The organism is Aquabacter sp. DMC10, assembly GCF_056314145.1.
In genome coordinates, this window is sequence record NZ_JBQUYX010000003.1 from 306,153 (window position 1) to 327,885 (window position 21,733).

Consider the following 21,733-nt stretch of genomic DNA (forward strand, 5'->3'; position numbering starts at 1 on the left):
GTGCCGCTTGGCGCGGAAATGCGTCACGCCGCGCGGATTTCCAGGCCGGTGCGCGCCTTCAACTCGTCGAGGGTCAGGCCCGGCGCCAGTTCGCGCAGGACGAAGCCGTCGGCGTCGATGTCCAGCACCGCATGGTCGGTATAGACCCGGTTGACGCAGCCAAGCCCGGTGAGCGGATAGGTGCAGCGGTGTACCAGCTTGGATTCGCCCTTCTTGGTGAGCAGTTCCATCATGACGAACACGTTGGAGGCGCCCACTGCCAGGTCCATGGCGCCGCCGACGGCGGGGATGGCATTGGCGTCATTGGTGGCCCAATTGGCGAGGTCGCCATTCTCCGCCACCTGGAAGGCGCCGAGGACGGCGATGTCCAAGTGCCCGCCCCGCATCATGGAGAAGGAGATCATGTGATCGAAGAAGGCGCCGCCTTCCAGAAGCGTTACGGGCTCCTTGCCGGCATTGATGAGGTCCATGTCGACCGCATTGTCGCCGGGCTTGGGACCCATGCCGAGAATGCCGTTCTCCGCATGGAGCAGGATTTCCCGGTCGGCGGGCAGGTGGTCGGCCACCAGGCCGGGCATGCCGATGCCGATATTGACCACCGCGCCTTCGGGAATGTCCCGGGCGATGAGCTTGGCCATCTCGACGCGGGTCCAAGGGACGAATGTCGTGCTGACGAAAGTGCTGGTGCTCATGCCGAGGCTCCCGTTCCGACCGCGACCAAACGGTCCACGAATATGCCGGGGGTGACGATGGATTCGGGGTCGAGCGATCCGAGCGGCACGATCTCCTCCACCTGGGCCACCGTCACCTTGGCGGCGGTGGACATGACCGGGCCGAAATTGCGGGCGGTCTTGCGGTAGATGAGGTTGCCCCAGCGATCGCCCTTGAACGCCTTGATGAGCGCGAAGTCCGCCTTGATGGGATATTCGAGCACATAGCCGCGCCCGTCGATGATGCGCGTCTCCTTGCCCTCGGCGAGCGGCGTGCCGTAGCCCGTGGGCGTGAAGAAGGCGCCGATGCCGGCCCCGGCGGCGCGGATGCGCTCCACCAGATTGCCCTGGGGCACCAGTTCCAGCTCCAGCTTGCCTTCGCGGTAGAGCTTGTCGAAGACGAAGGAATCCACCTGCCGGGGGAAGGAGCACACCACCTTGCGCACGAGGCCCGCATTGAGCAGGGCGGCAAGGCCGGTGGTGCCGTTGCCGGCATTGTTGGAGACGATCGTCAGATCCTTGGGCGCGCGGTCAATGAGCGCGTCGATGAGCTGGTGGGGCATGCCCGCCCCGCCGAAGCCACCCACCAGGATGGTCGCGCCGTCCGGGATGTCGGCGACGGTGCTCGCCGTATCGGGTCTCGTCTTGTCGATCATGAGTGGCCGCTTTCTTCTTGTTCAGCCGATCGCCGAGGGATGGCGCGCCAGGGGCGTCACCACGATGTCCATGAAGGGGAAGAGAGGCAAGGAGGACAACAGGGTGTGCAATTCGTCGACGCTCTCCACGTCGAAGATGGAGACGTTGGCATAGCGGCCGGCGATGCGCCACAGATGCACCCACTTGCCCTGGCGCTGGAGGTCCTGCGCATAGGCCTTCTCCGCCGCCTTGATGGCGTCCGCCTTCTCGGCCGGGAAGTCGTGGGGGATGTTCACGTTCATCTGCACATGGAACAGCATCGAACCGGCTCCTCGGCCGCTCGTCCTGCGGCCGCGCGTTGGTGGAAGGGGAGCCGGCGGGGTCTGCACACCCCACCGGCGCGGGCTCACTTCTTGGCGACCAGCGGGCAGGTGCTCTCGGAGAGCGGCTGGAAGGCCTCGTCGCCCGGGATCACGCGGGTGATCTCATAGAAGTCCCATGGGCCCTTGGAATCCTTGGGGGCCTTCACCTTGGCCAGATACATGTCGTGCACCATGCGGCCGTCTTCGCGGATCTTCGCATTGCGGGCGAACATGTCGTCGATGGGCATTTCGCGCATCTTGGCGATGACCTTGACGCCCTCGTCGGTGCCGGCGGCGTCGGCCGCCTTCAGATAGTTGAGGACCGAGGAATAGACGCCCGCATGCACCATGGTGGGCATCTTGCCGCCCATGCGCTCGGCAAAGCGCTTGGACCAGGCGCGGGTCTTGTCGTCATAGTCCCAGTAAAAGCCGGTGGTCAGCACCATGCCCTGGGAGGCGTCGAGGCCCACCGACTTGATGTCGGTGAGGAAGAGCAGCAGCGCGGCGAGCGTCTGGCCGCCCTGGGTGATGCCGAATTCGCGGGCCTGCTTGATGGTGTTGATGGTGTCGGCACCGGCATTGGCCATGCCGATGATCTGCGCGCCCGAGGCCTGGGCCTGGAGCAGGTAGGAGGAGAAGTCCGCATTGTTGAACGGTGCGCGCACCGCGCCCTTCACCGTGCCGCCCTTCTCCTTGACGATCTTGGCCACCTGGTTCTCCAGGTCGTGGCCGAAGGTGTAGTCGGCGGTGATGAAGAACCAGGACTTGCCGCCGCCGCTGGTCACCGCATTGCCGGTGCCGGCCGCCAGCGAATAGACGTCATAGGTCCAGTGCAGGCCGGTGGGCGAGCAGGCCTTGTTGGTCAGCGCCATGGAGGCGGCGCCGGAATTGATGTCGACCTTGCCCTTCTCCTTGGCCACGTCGCGCACCGCGAGCGCCGCCACCGAGCCGTTGATGTCGAAGATGGCGTCCACGTCCTGGGTGTCATACCAGGCGCGGGCGGTGGAGGAGGCGATGTCGGCCTTGTTCTGGTGGTCGGCGGAGACCAGTTCCACCGGCTTGCCGTTGATGGGCTTGCCGAAATCCTCGATGGCGAGGCGCGCGGCCTCCACCGAGCCCTTGCCGGCGAGGTCCGAATAGGCGCCCGACATGTCGGTGAGCACGCCGATCTTGACGCCGCCGCCGGCATATTGGGCCAGCGCCGGGCTCGAAAGGAGCAGACCGGCCATGAGGCCGGCAGAGAGAACCTTGGTCTTCATCTGTCCTCGCAGACTGGGATGGTCAGTGGGGGGCTTCACTGAGAACTCGGGGGACGGGTCGTCGGGAGCGGGGGATCAGATCCGCTCGATCACGGTAGCGATGCCCTGGCCGACGCCGATGCACATGGTGCACAGGCCGTAGCGGCCGCCGGTGCGGGCAAGCTGATACATGGCGGTGCCCACCAGGCGCGCGCCGGACATGCCGAGCGGATGGCCGAGCGCGATGGCGCCGCCATTGGGATTGACGTGGGCGGCATCGTCGGGAAGGCCGAGATCGGTGAGCACCGCGCAGGCCTGGGCGGCAAACGCCTCGTTCAGCTCGATCACATCCATCTGGTCAAGCGTCAGGCCAAGGCGCGCCAGCACCTTCCGGGTGGCCGGGGCGGGACCCATGCCCATGATGCGCGGGGGCACGCCGGCGGTGGCCATGCCGAGCACCCGGGCGCGCGGGGTGAGGCCGTAGCGCTTCACCGCCGCCTCGGACGCGATGAGGAGGGCGGCGGCCCCGTCATTGACGCCCGAGGCATTGCCGGCGGTCACGGTGCCGGTGGGCTTCACCACGCCCTTGAGGCGGGTGAGATCTTCCAGCTTGGTGTCAGGGCGCATGTGCTCGTCACGGTCGAAGAGCTTGGGGTCGCCCTTCTTCTGCGGCACAGGCACGGGGATGATCTCGTCGGCAAAGCGCCCGGCGGCCCAGGCGGCGGCGGCGCGGCGCTGGCTCTCCAAAGCGAAGGCATCCTGCCGCTCGCGGGAGATGGCAAAGTCCTCGGCCACGTTCTCGGCGGTCTCGGGCATGGAATCGGTGCCGTGCAACGCCTTCATCTGCGCATTGACGAACCGCCAGCCGATGGTGGTGTCCTCGATCTTGGCCGTGCGGGAGAAGGCACTGTCGGCCTTGCCCATGACGAAGGGCGCGCGGCTCATGCTTTCCACGCCGCCGGCGATCATCAGCTCGGCTTCGCCGGCCTTGATGGCGCGGGCGGCGGTTCCCACTGCGTCCATGCCCGAGCCGCACAGGCGGTTCAGGGTGGAGCCGGGCACGTCGATGGGCAGGCCGGAGAGCAGGCCGGCCATGCGCGCCACGTTGCGATTGTCCTCGCCGGCCTGGTTGGCGCAGCCCAGAATGATGTCGTCGATGGCCTTGGCGTCGACGCCGGGCACGCGGTCCATGAGCCCCTTGATGGCGAGGGCGGCGAGGTCGTCGGGACGGACGGAGGAGAGCGTGCCGGCATAGCGGCCGATGGGGGTGCGGACGGCGTCGCAGATGAAAGCGTGGGTCATGGGCTCCCCAAATCTCATGTTCGTAATGCGAACAAATTTCGCTCGTGTGTGAGCCGTTGGTCGCAGCGCGTCAATGAGATTCGATGCTGCAACTGCACATGAAATCAGAGCACTCGCGGGAAACGACTGAAATAGAACCCGAATTTTGATGCTTTGGCTTGGCTTCAATGTGCAGCCTTGACAGGCCCCGTGGGATGCTTTTCTGTGCGCATCGCGAACATTTAGTACGGCAGTCGCACAAGGAGGCGCGCATGGCTCATCTGGACGGGCGCTCGGTGGCCCTGGTGGGGGCGGGCAGCATGGGGCTTGGCTGGGCCATCGTCTTTGCCCGCGCGGGGGCGCGCGTGCGGCTCTATGATGTCAGCGCCGAGGTGCTGGCCGCAGCCCCCGCCGGCATCGCCCGCCGCCTGGACGCGCTGCGCGCCCACGGCCTCCTCCACGAGGCGCCCGCCGCCGTGCTGGCGCGCGTCACGGTAACTTCGGACCTCGACGCGGCGCTGGACGACGTCGTCCATGTGCAGGAAAGCGTTCTGGAAAAGCGCGACCTCAAGCGCGACCTGTTCGCCGAGCTCGATCGCCGCGCGCCCGCCGATGCGGTGCTCGCCAGTTCCACCTCCTCCTTCCCCGCCTCCGATTTCACCGACCATCTGCCGGGCCGCCATCGCTGCCTCGTGGCCCATCCGGCCAACCCGGTCTATCTCCTGCCCATCGTCGAGCTGGTGCCCGCCCCCTGGACCGACCCGGCTGCCGTTTCCGCAACCCGGGCGCTCATGGCCGGCGCCGGCCAGCGGCCGGTGGAGCTGAAGCGGGAGGTGAACGGCTTCATCTACAATCGCCTCCAGGGCGCGGTGCTGCGCGAGGCCTATTGGATGGTGAAGGAGGGCATCGCCGACGTGGATGACATCGACCGGGTGATGACCGGTGGCCTCGGCCTGCGCTGGTCGCTCATCGGGCCGTTCGAGACCGCGGACCTCAATTATCGCGGCGGCCTGGCCGAGCACGCCCAGCGCATGGGTGCACGCTACGCGCAGATGGGCGCCGAGCGCGGCCAGCCGGACATCTGGGACGAGGACCTCGTCGCCCGCGCCGCCGCCCAGCGCCGCGCGCTTCTGCCGCTGGAGGACTGGGAGGCCCGCGTCGCCTGGCGCGATGACCGGCTGATGGCGGCGCTCGCCGCTGCACGGACCCTCGAGGATGGCTATGATGACGCAGCGGCCGAGCCGGCCGCTGGCGGCGGGAGTGCGGAATGAGCGGGCGGGCAAGCGGGGAGGGCGCAGGGGAGGACAAGGACTATATCCAGTCCCTGGTGCGCGGCCTCGAGGTGATCCGCACCTTCACCCGCTACAAGCCGCGCATGACCTTGAGCGAGGTTGCCCAGCATACCGGCCTGTCCCGCGCGGCGGCGCGGCGCTTCCTTTTGACCCTGGTGCGGGAAAACTATGCCGAGACCGACGGCAAATATTTCTCGCTGCGCCCCAAGGTGCTGGATCTCGGCTTCTCCTATCTGTCCTCCCTGCCCATGTGGGAGGTGGCCCAGCCCCTCATGCGCGACGTGGTGAACGAGCTTCAGGAATCCTGCTCGCTCTCGGTGCTGGACGGCCTCGACATCGTCTATGTCGCCCGCGTGCCCACCGAGCGGGTGATGACCATCGGCCTGTCCATCGGCAGCCGCCTGCCGGCCTTCTGCACCTCCATGGGCCGGACCTTGCTGGCCGGCCTGCCGCCGGCGGAACTGGCGGTGTTCTACGACCGAGTGAAGCTGGAGCCGCGCACCGAGCGCACCGTGGCCAACATGGTGGCGCTCAAGGACGCGGTGGAGGCCTCCCGCCGCCAGGGCTGGACCCTGGTGGACCAGGAACTGGAGATGGGCCTGCGCTCCATCGCCGTCCCCGTGCGCAACCGGCGTTCGGAGGTGCTGGCGGCGCTGAACGTCTCCACCCATGCGGGCCGCAATTCCGCCGATACGCTGAAGTCGCGCTTCCTGCCCGTCCTGCTGGATGCCGCCCAGAAGATTTCCGCCTCCCTGTCGCAATGAAGCGCCGTGTCGGGGCCACGCCCTGGCCCGCCGCCGGCGAAAAACAGTCCCCGTCACACAAAGCGCAACATTGAGTTGATCCAATCCCTTCGCCGGCCGTAACAAAGGGTTCGAGCCATGCGATGCTGCGGCCAGGGTCTCTTGAATGTTCTCAGCCGTTGATACGGATCGCTCTCTCCTCCACGAGGGAGATCAGATTTCGCGCAGCTTCTTGCGGACGGTGCTCATCCTCTCCCTGTGCTGGAGCCTCTCCTTCATCGTGGGCGGCTTGTCGGGCCTGTTGCCGGTGGAACCGTTGCACCTGGTGAACAGCATGGCCTTTGCCGGCGTCACGGGTGTCCTGCTGGTGGCGCTCTGGCGATCCTGGACGCACCATCGGTGGATTGCGGCCGGCTATTTCATTTCCGTCTATCTCTATGTGGCCGCCGCGCAATTCCTGATGCCCACCGACCAGCTGCGTGCCCTCCTGTTCTTCCCGGCGCTCGGGGCGGTGCTGTTCGTGCTCGGGTATCGGGCCGCATTCTTCGCCCTCCTCCTGTCTTATGCGCTGTTCGGCGCCTCGGTCCTCACCGGACACGCGGTGGCAAGTCCCGTGGCGGTCACGACCTTCGTCGCCACCCTCGGCTTTACCGGGCTGTTCTTCCACATCTTCCACCAGCAGGCGACGCAGGCCCTGCGGCTGGTGGCGCAGCAGAATGCCGTGCTGGACGCGGCCGCCCGCCTTGATCCGCTCACCGGCCTGCTCAATCTGCGCGCCTTCCAGGAGATCATGAGCGGCGAGATGGCCCGCCCCGGCGCCGCGCGGCCGGTGGCGGCGCTGTTCGTGGACGTGGACCATTTCAAGCCGGTCAATGACCGCTTCGGCCATGCGGTGGGCGATGCGGTGCTTAAGGCGCTGGCCACCGTGTTGAAGCGCGCGGTGCGCCAGGACGACCATGTGGCCCGGATCGGAGGGGAGGAGTTCGCCATTTTCCTGCCCGGCGCCGGTGCGGAGGTTGCCGCCCAAGTGGCCGAGCGGGTGCGCGAGGAGGCGGAGCGGATGACCGTGCAGATGGGCGGACACACCATCGCGGTGACGCTCTCCGTGGGCGTTGCGGTCTCCCATCCGCCCCATCCCTCGCCAGACGCGCTGGTGCGGGCCGCGGACCTTGCCATGTACGCGGCCAAGGACCAGGGGCGCAACCGCGTGGTGACGGCCTTGAGCTGAGGCGGGCGGCGGCAGGCTTGGCATTTTCCCTCCGGGGCGACACTGTGCGCCGGTCATCGCGTCGGGTGGGAAGGGGGCCATGAGCGAATTTGAGGTGGTCTCGCGGCTGTTCACGCTGCTTCTGGGGCTGGCCATTGCCGAGGTGCTGAAGGGGTTCGCGCGCGTTGTCCGCATTCGGCTGAAGGCGGAGGATGTGCGTCCCGGCGCGGTGCGGATCGGCTGGCTGGTGCCGCTGCTCGGCACCATGATGGTGCTGGACCAGATGACCTTCTGGATCAATTTCCAGCATTTCGGCCCGCTTCTGCCCGCCACCTATCCCAGCCTCGTCTCCATGATGGTGCTGATCGGCGGCTATTTCGCCCTGTCGACCCTCATCTTTCCCGCCGAGCCCAAGCAGTGGGCCGACTATGATGACTATTACCTGGTGGTGCGCCGCACGGTCCTGGGCGGCATCCTGGGCGTGAACCTTCTCACCATCTGCGCCATCCTGGGCCTGGAATTCTACCGCCAGAGCGGGGTGTTCGACGCCATGGGCGGTGGCGACGACACCTTTGGCAGCCTGCTGGAGCTCCTGACCATTCCCGTCCTGGTGGCGCTGCTGTTCGTGCGGGGGAAGCGGTGGAACCTGGGCATGCTGGCCGCGGTCAATCTGATGATGATGGCCGAGGTGCTGCCTTTCTAGAGCGCGATCCGATCAGATTGAATCCATCCGATCCGTGAACCGCCCTTGCACGCCTTGATCGAGGCTGCGCCGATGGACCACCCTCTGACGTCCTGAAGGGGCGCGACCGATCCCTGATGCTCCCCGTCAAAGAGCGCGGGCCCGGGCCTGGGGATCTGCATCGCCGCCGTGCCGCCCGCCGCGCAGGATTTCCGACACCAGCATCCCCACCCGCGCGCTCCAGGTGAGGCGGCGCGCTTCCGCGCGCTCGAAGCCGGAAAAGGCGGCGTCGAGCTTGCGCATCTCAGCCGTCCGCTCCGGCTCGGGCAGGAAGGCCGAGCGGATGGCAGTACGGGCGAAGGTCTTCAGCGCCCGATAATCAAAGCCATGGTCGCGGGCCGCGCGCACGAATTCCTGGGTCAGGTCGGAGCGGGCGACGCCGGCATCGTCCGTGGCCAACACCACCGGCACGCCTGCCGCCACATAGGTGGTGATGGGCTGGGCGCGGCCGCGCACGCCCAGGATGAGGTCGGAGGAGGTCAGGGCGATCTCCACCGTCACGCCCCGGCGTGCCATTTCCGCCAGGAGGCCGGGCATGTCGCGCTCGAACCCGATGGCGGTGCCGTGGCCGATGCGGCGGGCGCCCGCCACCTCCACCGCCGCGCGGATGTGGAAATCGAGATCGGAGGGCGGCACGAGGCCGAGCCACAGCTCGCCCGCATGCAGCGTCACCGGAACGTCGGGCGGGGCGAGGGCGGCCACATAGGCCATGTGGGTGAGATAGTCCCGCCGCGCGGTGCGCTCATCCTCCGGCCCCACCAGGTTGAGCCCCACCACCGCGCGCGGCGCGGCGCGCACCAGTGCGGCCGCCACCGCGATCTGGGCGAACACCTCGGCGGGCGGGGCATTGCGGTTCACCTGGGCGATGAAGCGATAATTCACGGCGCAGCCCGGCCGGTCCGGTGCGGCGGCACAGCCCAGCAGCCCGGTGATGCGGGTGGTGAGCCCCTCCATCTCCTCGGCCTGCTTGCGCACCATCTCCTTCAGCCCGGCCCCCTGGAGCGCCGCCAGCATGGCCTTGGGATCGCTCTCGCCGCCGATGGCGTCCGCCAGGCGCCGGCGCTCGCCGCTCTCCAGGAAGGTGGCCATGAATTCCACATATTGCACCGAGGCGGCGTCGTAGGCGCGCAACTGGTCCGCCGCCATTTCGGCTAGCCGGTCGAGGCGGGCGGCAGCATCAGCCCCGCGGGTGGCCGCACCGAACTTGCCGAACGTGCTGAAGAACTGGTCGTGGCCCGACGGCACTTGCGGCGTCGGCACGAAGGCGCGCATGGAATAGGCATCCACCAGCAGGTCATACATCCTTTGGCCGCCTGCTCCGCTGATGGCCTCCGCCAAGGGAACCAGCCCGGGATCGGCGCCGCATGGCGCATCCGGCCGCGCATCGGCCGGGCGTGGCACCAGCACCAGCTCCGGCCGGCTCAGGCACAGCCCGTCCTGCATTGCCCAGCCGATGAGGCGTTCCGCATAGACCGCGCCCGACAGATGGGTGTGAAGGTCCGCCCCCTTCGGCATGCGCTGGAGGAAAGCCCGCATCTGCGCCGCGTCGTCGCGGCTCGCCTCGAAGACCCCCGCCGTCACCGCCTCCGACAGATTTACCAAAAGGAAGCCGGCCCGCCCGACCAGCGTGCCGGCGCCCAGCAGAAGCGCAAGAAGGACAAGGGCGGCGACGAGGCGGCGGGACACGCGCGACTCCGAGGCAAGGGAACCTGGGGCAGGCTCCGGGACGGCAGGACTCACCCTAGCCAAAGTCTTACGGGGTGAAAACATACCGCAGGGCGATGCACCTCAGGAATGGTCCCACTCCCCCCGCTTCGAGAAGTCGTCTAGAAGGCGGTCATGGCGCTGCTCGATCTGGCAAATCCCACCCGCTTCCTGGCCCTGTCCGGCCGGCTCCTGCCGTGGACCGCGGGCCTTTCCGTCCTGTTCCTGGCCGCCGGCCTCGCCCTGGCCTTCGCCGCACCGGCGGATTACCAGCAGGGCGAGACGGTGCGGATCATGTACATCCATGTGCCCTTCGCCTGGCTTGCCATGTTCGGCTATTCGCTGATGGCCGCCTCGGCGCTGGGCATCCTGGTCTGGCGGCATCCTCTGGCCGATGTCTCCCACAAGGCGGCGGCGCCCATCGGCGCCACCTTCACCTTCCTGTGCCTTGTCACCGGCGCGCTGTGGGGACGGCCCATGTGGGGCACCTATTGGGTGTGGGATGCGCGCCTGACCTCCGTGCTGGTGCTGTTCCTGCTCTATCTCGGCCTGATGGCCCTGCGCGCCGCCATCGACGATCCGAGCCGCGCCGGGCGCGCGGCGGCGGTGCTGACCCTGGTGGGCTTCGTCAACGTGCCCATTGTCAAGTTCTCGGTGGATTGGTGGAACACCCTCCACCAGCCCGCATCGGTCTTCCGCATGGACGGGCCGACCATTGACGGCTCCCTGCTGCGCCCGCTGCTGGTGTGCGCGCTGGGCTTCACCTTCCTGTTCATCTCGCTCCATCTCCTGGCCATGCGCACGGAAATCCTGCGCCGCCGGGTGCAGGCGCTGGAAGCGCGGGCCGCCGCGGAGGCCGCCGGCGCATGAGCCATGCCTTCTTCATCCTGGCCGCCTATGGCGTGGCGGGGCTGGGCCTCATGGTGCTGACCGTCCTGCTCTGGATCGATTATCGCGGCCAGCAGCGCGCCATGGCGGAGCTTGAGGCGCGGGGGCTGCGCCGCCGGTCCGATCGGAGGGGCGCATGAGCGCGGCCTCGCCCTCCCGCCGCCGGCTCATCATGCTGCTGCCGGTGCTGGTGTTCGCGGCGCTGGCCGGGCTGTTCTTCATCCGCCTTTATGCGGGCGATCCCTCGCGCATTCCCTCCGCCTTGGTGGGGCGTCCCGCGCCGAAGCTGGAGCTGGCCCCGCTGCCGGGTCTCCTGCGGGATGGGCAGCCGGTGCCGGGCCTCAGCCCCGCAGACCTTGCCGGCCGCGTCACGCTCATGAATGTCTGGGCGTCCTGGTGCGCGCCGTGCCGGGAGGAACACCCCATCCTCATGGCCCTGTCGCGCGATCCGCGCCTGCGCCTCGTGGGGCTCAATTACAAGGATGCGCCGGACAATGCTCGTCGCTTCCTTGGCCAATATGGCCTGCCTTATGCGGCTGTTGGCGTCGACCCCAACGGGCGCGCGGCCATCGAATGGGGCGTCTATGGCGTGCCTGAGACCTTCGTGCTTGCCCCAGACGGCACCATCGCCCACAAGTTCGTCGGCCCGCTGAGCGAGGCTGCCGTGCGCGACACGCTGATGCCGCTGGTCGAGCGGCTGTCCTCCACCGTCAGCGCGTCTCCGCCGAAGTAGCGGCCTCCGGCGCCTTCAGCTCATAGCGCGCCATGAGGGGCGCTTGGGCGAAGGCGAAGAGGAAGGTGAGGGGCAGATAGCCGAAGGTCTTGAAGCTGACCCATGTGTCGGTGGAGAACGACCGCCAGACGATCTCGTTCACCACCGCCATGACCAGGAAGAACACGCCCCAGCGGATGGTCAGGATGCGCCAGCCCTCTTCCGTGAGGCGCACCATGCCGTCGAACACATAGGGCAGCAGGGGCTTCTTGAAGACGAGGCCTCCCAGCAGGGCCGCCGCAAATAGGGCATTCACCAAGGTGGGCTTCAGCTTGATGAAGTGGTCGTCCTGCAGGACGATGGTCAGCGTGCCGAAGATCATCACCACGACGGCGGAGATGAGCGGCATCACCGCGATGCGCCGCGCCAGGATCCACATGGCCGCCAGCGCCGCGAGGGTTGCCGCCATGAACAGGCCCGTGGCCACATAGATGCCGCCATAAGCATTGCCGGCGAAGAACAGCACCAGCGGACCCAGCTCCAGCCCGATCTTCAGTCCGGGATTGAGGGTGCGGCGGGGGGCGGCGTCGGAGGTCATGCGGGTCCTTTCCGGTCTTGCCTTCTTGTGACCGGCGCTCGGGGCGGGATCAAGGCGTTTCGAGAGGGCGCTTGGCCTCCTCAAGGGTCAGCGGGCAAGGCCGAGGCAATCCACGATTTCCGGCCCCTCCTGCACGGTGCGGGTCTCCAGCCGCGCCGCAAGCCGGCGCACGCCCGGTCCCGGCCGTCCCGCATCGCGCCGGTGCGGGTTGGGCAGCATGACCGCCAGCAGGGCCGACTGGCGCGCGTCCAGGTCCGCCGGCCCTTCCTTGAAAGCGCGCTGCGAACCCGCCGCCACGCCGAATTCCCCGTCCGGCCCCCATTCGGCGATGTTGAGATAGATCTCCAGCAGCCGGCGCTTGGTGAGCACCAGGTCCAGCCACACGGCCAGCGGCAGTTCCAGGCCCTTGCGGATGAAAGAACGGCCCGGCCACAAAAACAGGTTCTTGGCCACCTGCATGGGAATGGTGGAGGCGCCGCGGGCGTCTTCCACCTCGCCGTCGGCGCGGTCGATGGCGGCGCGGATTTCGGTGGGGTCGACGCCCCAGTGCCGGCAATAGCGGGCATCCTCCGACGCCACCACCGTGCGCACCAGGGTGGGCGACATGTCCGCCATGGGCGTCCAGATCCGCTCCACCCGCTCGCCGGTGAGCCAGCGCCCGAGCATGAGGGTGGAGACCGGATTGATCACCGCATAGGCCAGGGAGAGCAGAAGCGGCACCGCCGCCAGCGCCACCACCACCAGCACGAGGATGCGCAGGAGTTTCATGGCGCCCGTCCCTCTCTCTTTGCGGGTCTAACGGCCGAGCCGAAGCCTCGGTTCCCGCCTTGACCGCGCCGTCTGGTTGGGGCACCCCGGACCGCGCGTCAACCTTGCCCGGTGAGCCCCGTGACTGCTGCTGCCCCCTCTGCACCCGCATCTGCCTTCGCCGCGCACATGGAGGCGGCGGCCGATCGTGTGGAGGCCCGGCTCGTCGCGGCCCTTTCCGATGCGCCCGCCCTGGGCGAGCGCCTGCGGCCGGAGCGGCTGATGGCCGCCATGCGCCATGGCAGCCTTGATGGCGGCAAGCGCCTGCGGCCCTTTCTGGTGATGGAGGCGGCGGCCCTCTTCGGCGTGACGCCAGAGGTCTCCGTCACCGCCGCCACCGCCATCGAGTGCGTGCACTGCTATTCCCTCATCCATGACGACTTGCCCGCCATGGACAATGACCTCCTGCGCCGTGGCCGGCCCACCGTTCACGCGGCGTTCGGCGAGGCGACCGCCATCCTGGCGGGCGATGCCCTTCTCACTCTCGCCTTCGATCTCCTGGCCGGCGCCGATGCGCACCCCGATCCGGCGGTGCGCATCGCCCTCGTCCAGGTGCTGGCCCGCGCCTCGGGCATGGGCGGCATGGTGGGTGGGCAGATGCTGGATCTGGCCGCCGAGGGCCGCTTCGGGGACGGCACGCCGCTTGCCTTGCCGCTCGACGCCATCCGCGACCTCCAGGCCATGAAGACCGGCGCGCTCCTGGCCGCCGCCGTGGAGATGGGCGCGCGGCTCGGCGGCGCCACGGACGTGGAGCGCGAGGCGCTGGCCGATTATGGCCGGGCGCTGGGCGCCGCCTTCCAGATCGCCGATGACATTCTGGACCTGGAAGGTTCTGCCGAGGAAGTGGGCAAGGCGGTCGGCAAGGATGCCGCCGCCGGCAAGGCCACCATCGTTTCCGCCTTGGGGCGGGAAGCGGCGGGCGCGCTGCTGGCGGACCTCGTGGAGAGCGCCAAGGGCGCGTTGGCCCCGTTCGGCGTGCGTGCGGACCTCCTGAAGGCGACCGCCGTTTTCGTCGCCGCGCGGCGCAAGTGAGCCGGTGCCTCTGCCTGGTCGCGCCTCTTCACCTGACATGCTAGCGTGCCGCCCATCGTGATGCGCCGCTTATCCCCCTTCTCTCCCTCCCGCCGCGCGGTGCTTGCCGGCGCAGCGTCCCTTGCGCTTGCCCCCATGGGCGCGGCGCGGGCATTGGGGCAGGTGCCGTCCTCCGGCGCGGTGGATGTGGTGATCGTGGGCGCGGGCGTCGCTGGCATCGCCGCCGCCCGCCGCATCGCCGCCGCCGGTCGCACCTATGCTCTCCTGGAAGCGGGCAAGCGGGTGGGCGGGCGCGCCGTCACCGACACCTCCATCTTTGGCGTGCCCTTCGATCTGGGCGCCCATTGGCTCCATGGCGGCAATGCCAATCCGCTGGTGGAATGGGGCACCGCCCAGAACCTTGACCTCTATCCCGCGCCCCATGGCGCCCGGCTCTATGTGAATGGCCGGGAAGCCCGGGAGGGCGACTACGAGGATTTCGTCGCCGCCGTGCGCCGGGGCGAGCGGGCCATCGTGGCCGCCGGCGATGCCGGGCGCGACCTGCCCGCCGCCCGGGTGCTGCCGGACCTCGGCGAATGGGGGCCGAGCGCTTCCTTCGTCATGGGGCCGTTCACCTGCGCCAAGGATCTCGACCAGGTGTCCACCGTCGATTTCTCCCGCGCCGATGAGCGGGAGGACGATGTCTTCTGCCGCGCCGGTGTCGGCGCATTGGTGGCCGCGCTTGCCCAACCGTTGTCGGTGCGGCTGGAGACGCCCGTCACCGCCATTGATCTGAGCGGACGCCTCGCCCAGGTGAGCACGCCGCGCGGCACCGTCAATGGGCGCGCCGTGATCCTCGCCATCCCGCCGAGCCTCATTGCCGCCGGCAAGGTGCGGATATCGCCGAGCCTCGCCCCGCGCTATCGTTCGGCGGTGGAGCGCATCACGCTCGGCGCCTACGACCACATCGCCTTCATGCTGCCCGGCAATCCCTTGCGGCTCCAGGCGGACGAGACCGTCCATGTGAAGGCGCAGGATGCCAAGACCTTTGCCCTCGTCGGCCGCATGGGCGGCAGCGACCTGCACATGCTGGAGGTGGGCGGCAAGCTCGCCGCCGACTTGGCCGCCGGCCCGCCCCAGGCGGGTGCCAGCTTCCTGAAGGAGGCGCTGACCCGCACTTTCGGGGCGGATGTGGCGGCCAGGGTGGGCAAGGTGCACCACACCCGCTGGACCCGCGACCCCCTGGCGCTGGGTGCCTTTTCCTGCGCCTTGCCGGGCGCCGGGAACCTGCGCCGGGCCTTCACCGAGACCGTCTCCGGCAAGCTTTTGTTTGCCGGGGAGCATGCCAGCGAGACCCAATGGGGCACCGTCCATGGCGCCTATGCCTCGGGCGAGCGGGCGGCGGGGCAGGCGTTGCGGATCCTTGGGGTTCCAGGCGCCGCCAGCCTCTAAAAAGACTCTGCCGCCAGTCTGTAAAAAACGCGCCGCCAGCCGGCGGCGCGCCTGTCCATTCACGCCGCGCCGGTGATGTCCTCGGTGGGCTTGGCGCGGGTGACGGAGACCGGGTCGGAGGCGGGGAAGGTTTCCTCCAGGGCCTCGTCGAGACGGGGGCTCGCGGCCGCCTGGGCGGCGGCGTCCGCGTGGCGGGCGCGCAAGGCGAGGATCTCGCGCAGGAGGGTGTCCCGCTCGGCGGCGAGGTCGGCGAGGGAGCGACCGTCGGCTTCGGCGATGACGCCTTCCACCAGCTTGCGCTGGAGGGCCTCGTCCACCTTGGGCGTGCCCAGGTCATCCCACCAGGTTTCCACCGCCGGCAACAGGTGGTGCATGAAATGGGCAAGGCCGCCCTGGCCGCCGCCCAGATGGAAGATCATGTGCTGGCCCATGAGCGCCCAGCGCAGGCCCGGCCCCTGGCTGACGGCGGCGTCGATGTCCGCCACCGAGGCGACCCCCTGGTCCACCAGATGGATGGCCTCCCGCCACAGCGCGGCCTGCAGGCGGTTGGCCACGTGGCCGGGCACTTCCTTGTTGAGCAGGATCGGGTGCTTGCCGATGGCCTTGTAGAAGGCCATGGCGGCGTCGACCGCCTCAGGGCTGGCGGTGGGGCCGCCGACCACTTCCACCAGGGGGATGAGGTGGGGCGGATTGAAGGGATGGCCGATGACCACGCGCTCGGGATGGCGGCAGCCTTCGGAGAGGCGGCTCACCAGCAGGCCCGAGGTGCTCGACGCGATCACCACCTCCGACGGCAGGACAGCGTCGATCCTGGGCAGGAGGGCGTTCTTGACCTCGTAGCGCTCGGGCGCGTTCTCCTGGACGAACTGCGCCCCTTCCACCGCCTTCACCGGATCGGCCTCGAACCGCCAGCTCTGCGGATCGATGCCCGCCCCGCCGCCCAGCGCCTGGAGGGTCGGCCAGGCGGCTTCGATGAAGCGGCCGGTGGCGGCCTTGGCGTCGGGCGCCGGGTCGGACACCGTCACCTCCAGCCCGCGCGCGAGGAAATAGGCGGCCCAGCTGGCGCCGATGGTGCCGGCGCCGATGACGGCGACGCGGCTTATGGGGGTCGTCATGCTTCGTCCCTCCAAGGACGCACCGTGACGGCGCGTCCGCCCTTCAAATGCGATCGGCCCGTCGACCGTTCAAGCCGGCGGGCCGATCCTCGGTAGGCCGGGGGATACGCCGCCCCGCGCCCGGTTTCAATGCGGGCGAACCCGCATCTGGGGCGCGTCCTGCTTGTCCTGCGGACAACGGCGCGGGAGCCCGCCTGTTCCCTATTCCGGCAGGGGAATGAACTCGTCCTCGCCGGGCACCTGCGGGAAGCGGCCGGCCTTCCAGGCTTCCTTCGCCTCCTCGATGCGCTCGCGGCGGGAGGAGACGAAGTTCCACCACAAATGCCGCGGGCCTTCCAGCGCCGTGCCGCCCAGGAACATCATCCGGCTCGGCCGGCGGGCGGTGACGGTTATGGCATCGCCCGGGCGGAAGATGAGGAGGCTCGGCCCCTCGAACACGTCGCCGGCAATCTCCACCTCGCCTTCCACCACATAGATGGCGCGCTCCTCCGTATCGGGATCGAGCGGGGCACGCGCGCCCGCCGCCAGCATCACCTCCGCATAGAGCCAGTCGGAGAGCATGCCCACCGGGGCGCGGACCCCGAAGGCGGAGCCGGCGATGACGCGGGCGGTGACGCCCTTGTCCGCCACCACCGGCAGATCGGTGGCGGAGAAATGCTGGAAGGAGGGGTCCACCTCCTCCTTGTCGGCGGGCAAGGCGATCCAGCTCTGGATGCCATACATGGTGCCGGCCGTGGCGCGGGCATCGCCCGGCGTGCGCTCGGAATGGGCGATGCCGCGCCCGGCGGTCATGAGGTTCATGGCGCCGGGGGTGATTTCCAGCGCATTGCCCTCGCTGTCCCGGTGCATCACCCGGCCGTCGAACAGATAGGTGACGGTGGCGAGGCCAATATGGGGATGGGGCCGCACATCGAGCCCCTGGCCGGCCACGAACTGCACCGGGCCCATCTGGTCGAAGAAGATGAAGGGGCCGACCATCTGCCTCTTGCCGTGGGGCAAGGCGCGGCGGACGGAGAAGCCGTCGCCCAAATCCCGCACCCGGGGCACGATGACGAGGTCGAGAGCATCGCAGCTTGGGGCATCGCCCGCGATGGGGTCGACGGAAGGCATCCAGCTCATGGGCGTTCCCTTTTCATCTGGGCGTTCCCTTCTCTTGGGTGTTCCCTTCTCTTGGACGCCTCTCTTGGGGGCGGGCCACCCGGCGCCGGCCGGGGCGAGAAGATCAGGCGATGATGCCACGGGCCGGCGGCCGCGTCCCGTGCGGGGATGCAAAAGGCGATTGCGGGGCGGGGAGGGCGCCAGCACCCATAACCCCGCCATGGGGCAGGGGTGGAGGGAGGCGGGAGCGGCCGGCATGCGGCGGCATGCCAGGGTGTTAAGTGTCGTGGGGGAACCGGATGACGTCCGCTCCCGCGCGGGGATTTGTGGCTTGGAGGATGCGCCGCGTGGGTGATCGGTTCTCCCATCAGCACCGGACGAACCAGGCCCGGATCGGTGCGCCTTCCCCTTCGGCCTCCTTTCTCGCGCGGCGGGAGGCGTTAATCCCCGCCGCGTCGGACACCCGCTGCCCCACACCACCCGTCAGGCCGCTCCGGACGCGCCCCTCCTTGGTGCGAGGTGAGAAGGACTATAGCAGGGGTTGGGGTGTATGGGAAGATAGGCCTAGGAAAATTAGTCCTTCCCAGGTGGTGCACCGCTTGGTTGCGTTTGGGCGCGAGCTCGTCGAAAATGATGGGACATAACGTTGGCTCCATCAGGAGTCTAAAACAAAGTGGAGGGCGAATTGAACATAGAGAAGTTGGTTTTCAAGTCTGGTAGTTCGCCCGGTGCTATGCCTTTAGAATTGAAAATAGGTAAAATAACGATATTTGTCGGGCCAAATAATTCGGGTAAGAGCTCAGCTATTACGGAAATCGTGAGGAAGATATCCGATAATTTTGGTCCAGATAATAGAAATGTCATAAATGATATAGTTTTTTCGCCGCTTTCACGTGAGGAGGCGGAGGCGCAGATAGGTATGCTTAGACTATCACCAAACGTAGGTGGTGTTCAGCTTCCTGGAGTAAGGAGCTATATTTATAAAAATACAGAATTTTTTGCGTCAGAGCGCGGCATGCGTGATGCGTTGATGAATCCAAATGCGATGCCGTTTGAATTTTCACAGTATTATGGCCGATTTAAATTTCTGGTCCTAGGTGGGTCGACCAGAATCGGTCATGTAAACGATCAAGAGGCTGGCGACTTTCTCAATGAATCAAACTCAACTTTTCAAGAATTGTTTAAAAAAGACGATGTCAGAGGCAATCTGAGCGAAATAATTTACCGTGCATTCGGTCTATATCTAACTGTTGATCCATCCCGATCGGGCTATTTACGTTTGCGCCTTTCAGTGGAAAGGCCCTCTCCCGAGAAGGAGAGATCCCTAGATGCGTCCGCGCTCGAATTTCACGCTCGTGCTGTCCCAATTCACTTGGCAAGCGACGGGATTAAAGCCTTTGTGGGGATTATGTGTGAGATACTCGCCGGAGATCCGAGTCTACTACTGATTGATGAACCTGAGGCGTTTCTGCATCCTTCTTTAGCATTTCAATTAGGAAATGAGATAGGAAGCGAAATTTCGAAGTCGAACAAACAAATGTTTGTATCAACTCATAGCCCTCAATTTGTGATGGGCTGCCTTCAGTCAGGCGTTGATGTTAATATCGTGAGACTTACCTATTCTAACGGAGCCGCTACGGCACGACTTCTCCCGAGCAATCAGCTTAGAGGTTTGATGAGAAACCCATTGCTGCGCTCGGTGAATGTTGTGAGCGCGCTTTTTCACGAGGCGGTTATTGTTACCGAGGGCGACGCTGATCGAGCATTTTATCAGGAGATAAATGAGCGTCTGTTGCGTGATGGACGTCTTAAGGGCATACCTGGTGCAATCTTCCTAAATGCTCAGAATAAGCAAACGATTCCAACAATAGTCGCGCCGCTACGGGCGTTGGGAATTCCTGCAGCTGCAATTTACGACATTGATGTTGTTAAGGAGGGGGGTAGAGAATTTTCTAACCTACTCACATCTATAGCTGTCCCTAAGGCGATTTTTGATGGCCTTTCAAGTACACGAAAAAATATTCTCAGATCTCTGGAGGAGATCGGAAGAGATTATAAGCGGGAGGGCGGAGTCGATTTGCTACCGAAGCCAGAGAAGGAAGCTGCGCGCGAATTTTTTGACCAATTAGCAAAATACGGAGCGTTTATAATAGAGGGCGGTGAATTGGAGAGCTGGCTTAAGCAGTTTCAAGTGAGCGGGCATGGTCCAAAGTGGCTGATTAATATGTTTGACCGTTTGGGGGAGGATCCCGCGTCTCCCGAATATGTCCGACCATCCGATGGAGATGTATGGAGTTTCCTAAATAAAATCCGCTCATGGATCGCGAATCCCGATAGGCTTGGCATCCCATAGGTGGGGGATCTGACTTGCATTTTAAGCCTGCAGGCGGTGGGCTAGTTTTCGTTCTGGAGCTGCAGCTCAACCCCCCCTCAACTCTTCAACCGATACCCCGTCTTGAACATCCACCGCACCGTGAAGAGGCACACGGCCAGGAACACCAGCGTCATGGCGAGGCTGATCTCCACGCCCACGTCGGAGATGCCGTAGAAGCTCCAGCGGAAGCCGGAGATGAGATAGACCACGGGGTTGAAGAGGCTCACCGTGCGCCAGGCCGGTGGCAGCATGTCGATGGAATAGAAGCTGCCGCCTAGGAACGTCAAAGGCGTGATGATGAGGAGCGGGATCATCTGCAGCTTCTCGAACCCATCCGCCCACAGGCCGATGATGAAGCCGAACAGCGAGAAGGTGATGCCCGTCAGCAGCAGAAAGGCCACCATCCAGACCGGGTGCAGCACCTGCACCGGCACGAACAAGGTGGAGGTGGCGAGGATGATGAGGCCGATCATCACGGATTTGGTCGCCGCCGCGCCCACATAGCCGGTCACGATCTCGAACGGCGAGACCGGGGCCGAGAGCAGTTCGTAGATGGTGCCCGTGAAGCGCGGGAAATAGATGCCGAACGAGGCATTGGCGATGGATTGGGTGAGCAGGGTCAGCATGATCAGCCCCGGCACGATGAAGGCGCCGAAGCTCACCCCATCGATATGGCCCATCTGCGAGCCGATGGCGGTGCCGAACACCACGAAATAGAGCACGGTGGAAATGACGGGCGAGACCACCGATTGCAGCAGCGTGCGCCCGGTGCGGGCCATCTCGTAATGATAGATGGCGCGGATGGCATGAAGGTTCATCGGGCGCCCTCTCGCACCAGGTCCACGAAAATGTCTTCCAGCGAGCTTTGCCGCGTGGCGAGATCCTTGAAGGCGATGCCGGCGGCGGAAAGGTCCCGCAGCAGATCGGCAATGGCCGTGCCCTCGCCCGCCTCCTCATAGGAATAGGTCAGCTGCAGCCCCGAGGGCGCCAGCACCAGCCCGTGATGGGCGAGCGCCGCCGGCAGGGCGGCGAGCGGGGCGGCCAGATCCAGCGTCAATTGCTTGCGGCCGAACCGGCGCATGAGGGCGGCCTTCTCCTCCACCAGGATGAGTTCGCCCTTGCGCATCACGCCCACCCGGTCGGCCATTTCCTCGGCCTCTTCCAGGTAGTGGGTGGTGAGGATGATGGTGGTGCCATTCTCCCGCAGCCGCTGCACCACGCGCCACATGTCCCGGCGCAGTTCCACGTCGACGCCGGCGGTGGGCTCGTCGAGGAACAGAAGGCGCGGCTCGTGGGCCAGCGCCTTGGCGATGAGAAGACGCCGCTTCATGCCGCCCGACAAGGTGCGGATCATGGCGTCCTTCTTGTCCCAGAGCGAGAGGTCGCGCAGGATCTTCTCCACCAGCGCCGGGTTGCGGCCCTTGCCGAACAGCCCGCGGGAGAAGTTCACGGTCGCCACCACGCTCTCGAACGCCTCGGTGGTCAATTCCTGGGGCACCAGGCCGATGATGGAGCGGGCCGCGCGGTAGTCGGCCGCAATGTCGTGCCCGTCCACGGTGATGGTGCCCGACGTGGCGTTCACCAGCCCGCAAATGATGGAGATGAGCGTGGTCTTGCCGGCCCCGTTGGGGCCGAGCAGGGCGAAGATCTCGCCCTTCTTGACCTCCAGCGACACGTCGCGCAACGCCGTGTGGCCGGAAGCATAGGTCTTGGAAAGGGAGTGAACGCGCAGCATGGCCGTCATGGGGGCTCATATAGCGCGA

22 protein-coding genes are annotated in these 21,733 nt (G+C 66.5%); 10 read left to right on the forward strand and 12 right to left on the reverse strand.

Annotation, left to right across the window (positions count from 1 at the left end):
* Nucleotides 1–23 precede the first annotated feature (23 nt).
* The 5 genes from ACT54L_RS10125 to pcaF all read right to left on the reverse strand — a co-directional run bounded on the left by ACT54L_RS10125 (nucleotide 24) and on the right by pcaF (nucleotide 4,248).
* Complete coding sequence (locus ACT54L_RS10125; RefSeq protein WP_476085455.1) at nucleotides 24–692, reverse strand: 3-oxoacid CoA-transferase subunit B; 669 nt, start codon at nucleotides 690–692, stop codon at nucleotides 24–26.
* Entirely contained in the window at nucleotides 689–1,363 is a 675-nt protein-coding gene (locus tag ACT54L_RS10130) for a 3-oxoacid CoA-transferase subunit A (RefSeq protein ID WP_476085769.1), read from the reverse strand. The genes ACT54L_RS10125 and ACT54L_RS10130 overlap by 4 nt, the downstream gene beginning before the upstream one ends.
* 24 nt (nucleotides 1,364–1,387) lie before the next feature.
* Nucleotides 1,388–1,666, reverse strand: a complete 279-nt coding sequence (gene catC / locus ACT54L_RS10135) for a muconolactone Delta-isomerase (RefSeq protein ID WP_209104216.1) — start codon at nucleotides 1,664–1,666, stop codon at nucleotides 1,388–1,390.
* An 86-nt stretch (nucleotides 1,667–1,752) separates the two neighbouring features.
* Complete coding sequence (locus ACT54L_RS10140) at nucleotides 1,753–2,967, reverse strand: ABC transporter substrate-binding protein (RefSeq protein WP_476085456.1); 1,215 nt, start codon at nucleotides 2,965–2,967, stop codon at nucleotides 1,753–1,755.
* 75 nt (nucleotides 2,968–3,042) lie between these two features.
* A complete protein-coding gene (gene pcaF / locus ACT54L_RS10145; RefSeq protein ID WP_476085457.1) occupies nucleotides 3,043–4,248 on the reverse strand; it encodes a 3-oxoadipyl-CoA thiolase in 1,206 nt (401 codons plus the stop codon).
* A 251-nt stretch (nucleotides 4,249–4,499) separates the two neighbouring features.
* Here pcaF and ACT54L_RS10150 point away from each other — a divergent pair, with 251 nt between their 5' ends.
* The 4 genes from ACT54L_RS10150 (at nucleotide 4,500) to ACT54L_RS10165 (ending at nucleotide 8,172) form a co-directional block, all read left to right on the forward strand.
* Nucleotides 4,500–5,498, forward strand: a complete 999-nt coding sequence (locus ACT54L_RS10150) for a 3-hydroxyacyl-CoA dehydrogenase (protein ID WP_476085458.1) — start codon at nucleotides 4,500–4,502, stop codon at nucleotides 5,496–5,498.
* The gene (locus ACT54L_RS10155; RefSeq protein WP_476085459.1) at nucleotides 5,495–6,283 is read left to right on the forward strand and encodes an IclR family transcriptional regulator domain-containing protein; all 789 of its coding nucleotides are present in this window, start codon (nucleotides 5,495–5,497) and stop codon (nucleotides 6,281–6,283) included. The genes ACT54L_RS10150 and ACT54L_RS10155 overlap by 4 nt, the downstream gene beginning before the upstream one ends.
* A 145-nt stretch (nucleotides 6,284–6,428) precedes the next feature.
* Nucleotides 6,429–7,490: a GGDEF domain-containing protein gene (locus ACT54L_RS10160; RefSeq protein ID WP_476085460.1), complete on the forward strand. Its 1,062-nt coding sequence runs from the start codon at nucleotides 6,429–6,431 to the stop codon at nucleotides 7,488–7,490.
* Nucleotides 7,491–7,569: 79 nt separating this feature from the next.
* A complete protein-coding gene (locus ACT54L_RS10165) occupies nucleotides 7,570–8,172 on the forward strand; it encodes a hypothetical protein (RefSeq protein WP_476085461.1) in 603 nt (200 codons plus the stop codon).
* Nucleotides 8,173–8,298: 126 nt separating this feature from the next.
* Here the strand turns inward: ACT54L_RS10165 and ACT54L_RS10170 are convergent, their stop codons facing one another.
* Nucleotides 8,299–9,897, reverse strand: a complete 1,599-nt coding sequence (locus ACT54L_RS10170) for an adenosine deaminase (RefSeq protein ID WP_476085462.1) — start codon at nucleotides 9,895–9,897, stop codon at nucleotides 8,299–8,301.
* Between the two features lie 153 nt (nucleotides 9,898–10,050).
* Between ACT54L_RS10170 and ACT54L_RS10175 the strand changes: the two genes are divergently transcribed.
* The 3 genes from ACT54L_RS10175 to ACT54L_RS10185 are packed head-to-tail and all read left to right on the forward strand — an operon-like array spanning nucleotide 10,051 to nucleotide 11,536.
* Entirely contained in the window at nucleotides 10,051–10,785 is a 735-nt protein-coding gene (locus ACT54L_RS10175) for a heme ABC transporter permease (RefSeq protein WP_476085463.1), read from the forward strand.
* Nucleotides 10,782–10,943, forward strand: a complete 162-nt coding sequence (gene ccmD / locus ACT54L_RS10180) for a heme exporter protein CcmD (protein WP_476085464.1) — start codon at nucleotides 10,782–10,784, stop codon at nucleotides 10,941–10,943. The genes ACT54L_RS10175 and ccmD overlap by 4 nt, the downstream gene beginning before the upstream one ends.
* Complete coding sequence (locus ACT54L_RS10185; protein WP_476085465.1) at nucleotides 10,940–11,536, forward strand: DsbE family thiol:disulfide interchange protein; 597 nt, start codon at nucleotides 10,940–10,942, stop codon at nucleotides 11,534–11,536. Before ccmD ends, ACT54L_RS10185 begins: the two co-directional genes overlap by 4 nt.
* Here ACT54L_RS10185 and ACT54L_RS10190 read toward each other — a convergent pair.
* Nucleotides 11,514–12,113 carry a septation protein A gene (locus tag ACT54L_RS10190; RefSeq protein WP_476085466.1) on the reverse strand — a complete coding sequence of 200 codons (600 nt, stop codon included), beginning with the start codon at nucleotides 12,111–12,113 and terminating at the stop codon, nucleotides 11,514–11,516. The two genes, ACT54L_RS10185 and ACT54L_RS10190, sit on opposite strands and share 23 nt — an antisense overlap.
* 87 nt (nucleotides 12,114–12,200) lie before the next feature.
* Nucleotides 12,201–12,881: a transglycosylase domain-containing protein gene (locus ACT54L_RS10195; RefSeq protein WP_476085467.1), complete on the reverse strand. Its 681-nt coding sequence runs from the start codon at nucleotides 12,879–12,881 to the stop codon at nucleotides 12,201–12,203.
* 168 nt (nucleotides 12,882–13,049) lie between these two features.
* Between ACT54L_RS10195 and ACT54L_RS10200 the strand changes: the two genes are divergently transcribed.
* Both ACT54L_RS10200 and ACT54L_RS10205 read left to right on the forward strand, forming a co-directional pair.
* A complete protein-coding gene (locus tag ACT54L_RS10200) occupies nucleotides 13,050–13,952 on the forward strand; it encodes a polyprenyl synthetase family protein (RefSeq protein WP_476085770.1) in 903 nt (300 codons plus the stop codon).
* 45 nt (nucleotides 13,953–13,997) lie between these two features.
* Nucleotides 13,998–15,383, forward strand: a complete 1,386-nt coding sequence (locus tag ACT54L_RS10205) for a flavin monoamine oxidase family protein (protein ID WP_476085468.1) — start codon at nucleotides 13,998–14,000, stop codon at nucleotides 15,381–15,383.
* Nucleotides 15,384–15,442: 59 nt separating this feature from the next.
* On the opposite strand, the gene ACT54L_RS10210 is transcribed toward ACT54L_RS10205, so the two are convergent.
* Together ACT54L_RS10210 and ACT54L_RS10215 are read right to left on the reverse strand one after the other, a co-directional pair.
* Nucleotides 15,443–16,498 (reverse strand): 3-hydroxyacyl-CoA dehydrogenase NAD-binding domain-containing protein, encoded by a 1,056-nt coding sequence (locus ACT54L_RS10210; protein ID WP_476085469.1) that lies wholly within the window; start codon nucleotides 16,496–16,498, stop codon nucleotides 15,443–15,445.
* Nucleotides 16,499–16,699: 201 nt separating this feature from the next.
* Entirely contained in the window at nucleotides 16,700–17,617 is a 918-nt protein-coding gene (locus ACT54L_RS10215; protein WP_476085470.1) for a pirin family protein, read from the reverse strand.
* Nucleotides 17,618–18,269: 652 nt separating this feature from the next.
* Here ACT54L_RS10215 and ACT54L_RS10220 point away from each other — a divergent pair.
* A complete protein-coding gene (locus tag ACT54L_RS10220; RefSeq protein ID WP_476085471.1) occupies nucleotides 18,270–19,949 on the forward strand; it encodes an ATP-dependent nuclease in 1,680 nt (559 codons plus the stop codon).
* A gap of 77 nt (nucleotides 19,950–20,026) precedes the next feature.
* Here ACT54L_RS10220 and ACT54L_RS10225 read toward each other — a convergent pair whose 3' ends face one another.
* Both ACT54L_RS10225 and ACT54L_RS10230 read right to left on the reverse strand, forming a co-directional pair.
* The gene (locus tag ACT54L_RS10225) at nucleotides 20,027–20,788 is read right to left on the reverse strand and encodes an ABC transporter permease (RefSeq protein WP_476085472.1); all 762 of its coding nucleotides are present in this window, start codon (nucleotides 20,786–20,788) and stop codon (nucleotides 20,027–20,029) included.
* A complete protein-coding gene (locus ACT54L_RS10230) occupies nucleotides 20,785–21,714 on the reverse strand; it encodes an ABC transporter ATP-binding protein (protein WP_476085473.1) in 930 nt (309 codons plus the stop codon). Before ACT54L_RS10230 ends, ACT54L_RS10225 begins: the two co-directional genes overlap by 4 nt.
* Nucleotides 21,715–21,733: the final 19 nt, after the last annotated feature.

Coding starts and splice junctions, on each gene's coding strand:
- ACT54L_RS10125 (WP_476085455.1), bottom strand. CDS start 692: ATGAGCACCAGCACTTTCGTCAGCACGACATTCGTCCCTTGGACCCGC.
- catC (WP_209104216.1), bottom strand. CDS start 1,666: ATGCTGTTCCATGTGCAGATGAACGTGAACATCCCCCACGACTTCCCG.
- ACT54L_RS10140 (WP_476085456.1), bottom strand. CDS start 2,967: ATGAAGACCAAGGTTCTCTCTGCCGGCCTCATGGCCGGTCTGCTCCTT.
- pcaF (WP_476085457.1), bottom strand. CDS start 4,248: ATGACCCACGCTTTCATCTGCGACGCCGTCCGCACCCCCATCGGCCGC.
- ACT54L_RS10150 (WP_476085458.1), top strand. CDS start 4,500: ATGGCTCATCTGGACGGGCGCTCGGTGGCCCTGGTGGGGGCGGGCAGC.
- ACT54L_RS10155 (WP_476085459.1), top strand. CDS start 5,495: ATGAGCGGGCGGGCAAGCGGGGAGGGCGCAGGGGAGGACAAGGACTAT.
- ACT54L_RS10160 (WP_476085460.1), top strand. CDS start 6,429: ATGTTCTCAGCCGTTGATACGGATCGCTCTCTCCTCCACGAGGGAGAT.
- ACT54L_RS10165 (WP_476085461.1), top strand. CDS start 7,570: ATGAGCGAATTTGAGGTGGTCTCGCGGCTGTTCACGCTGCTTCTGGGG.
- ACT54L_RS10175 (WP_476085463.1), top strand. CDS start 10,051: ATGGCGCTGCTCGATCTGGCAAATCCCACCCGCTTCCTGGCCCTGTCC.
- ccmD (WP_476085464.1), top strand. CDS start 10,782: ATGAGCCATGCCTTCTTCATCCTGGCCGCCTATGGCGTGGCGGGGCTG.
- ACT54L_RS10185 (WP_476085465.1), top strand. CDS start 10,940: ATGAGCGCGGCCTCGCCCTCCCGCCGCCGGCTCATCATGCTGCTGCCG.
- ACT54L_RS10190 (WP_476085466.1), bottom strand. CDS start 12,113: ATGACCTCCGACGCCGCCCCCCGCCGCACCCTCAATCCCGGACTGAAG.
- ACT54L_RS10195 (WP_476085467.1), bottom strand. CDS start 12,881: ATGAAACTCCTGCGCATCCTCGTGCTGGTGGTGGTGGCGCTGGCGGCG.
- ACT54L_RS10200 (WP_476085770.1), top strand. CDS start 13,050: ATGGAGGCGGCGGCCGATCGTGTGGAGGCCCGGCTCGTCGCGGCCCTT.
- ACT54L_RS10210 (WP_476085469.1), bottom strand. CDS start 16,498: ATGACGACCCCCATAAGCCGCGTCGCCGTCATCGGCGCCGGCACCATC.
- ACT54L_RS10215 (WP_476085470.1), bottom strand. CDS start 17,617: ATGAGCTGGATGCCTTCCGTCGACCCCATCGCGGGCGATGCCCCAAGC.
- ACT54L_RS10225 (WP_476085472.1), bottom strand. CDS start 20,788: ATGAACCTTCATGCCATCCGCGCCATCTATCATTACGAGATGGCCCGC.
- ACT54L_RS10230 (WP_476085473.1), bottom strand. CDS start 21,714: ATGACGGCCATGCTGCGCGTTCACTCCCTTTCCAAGACCTATGCTTCC.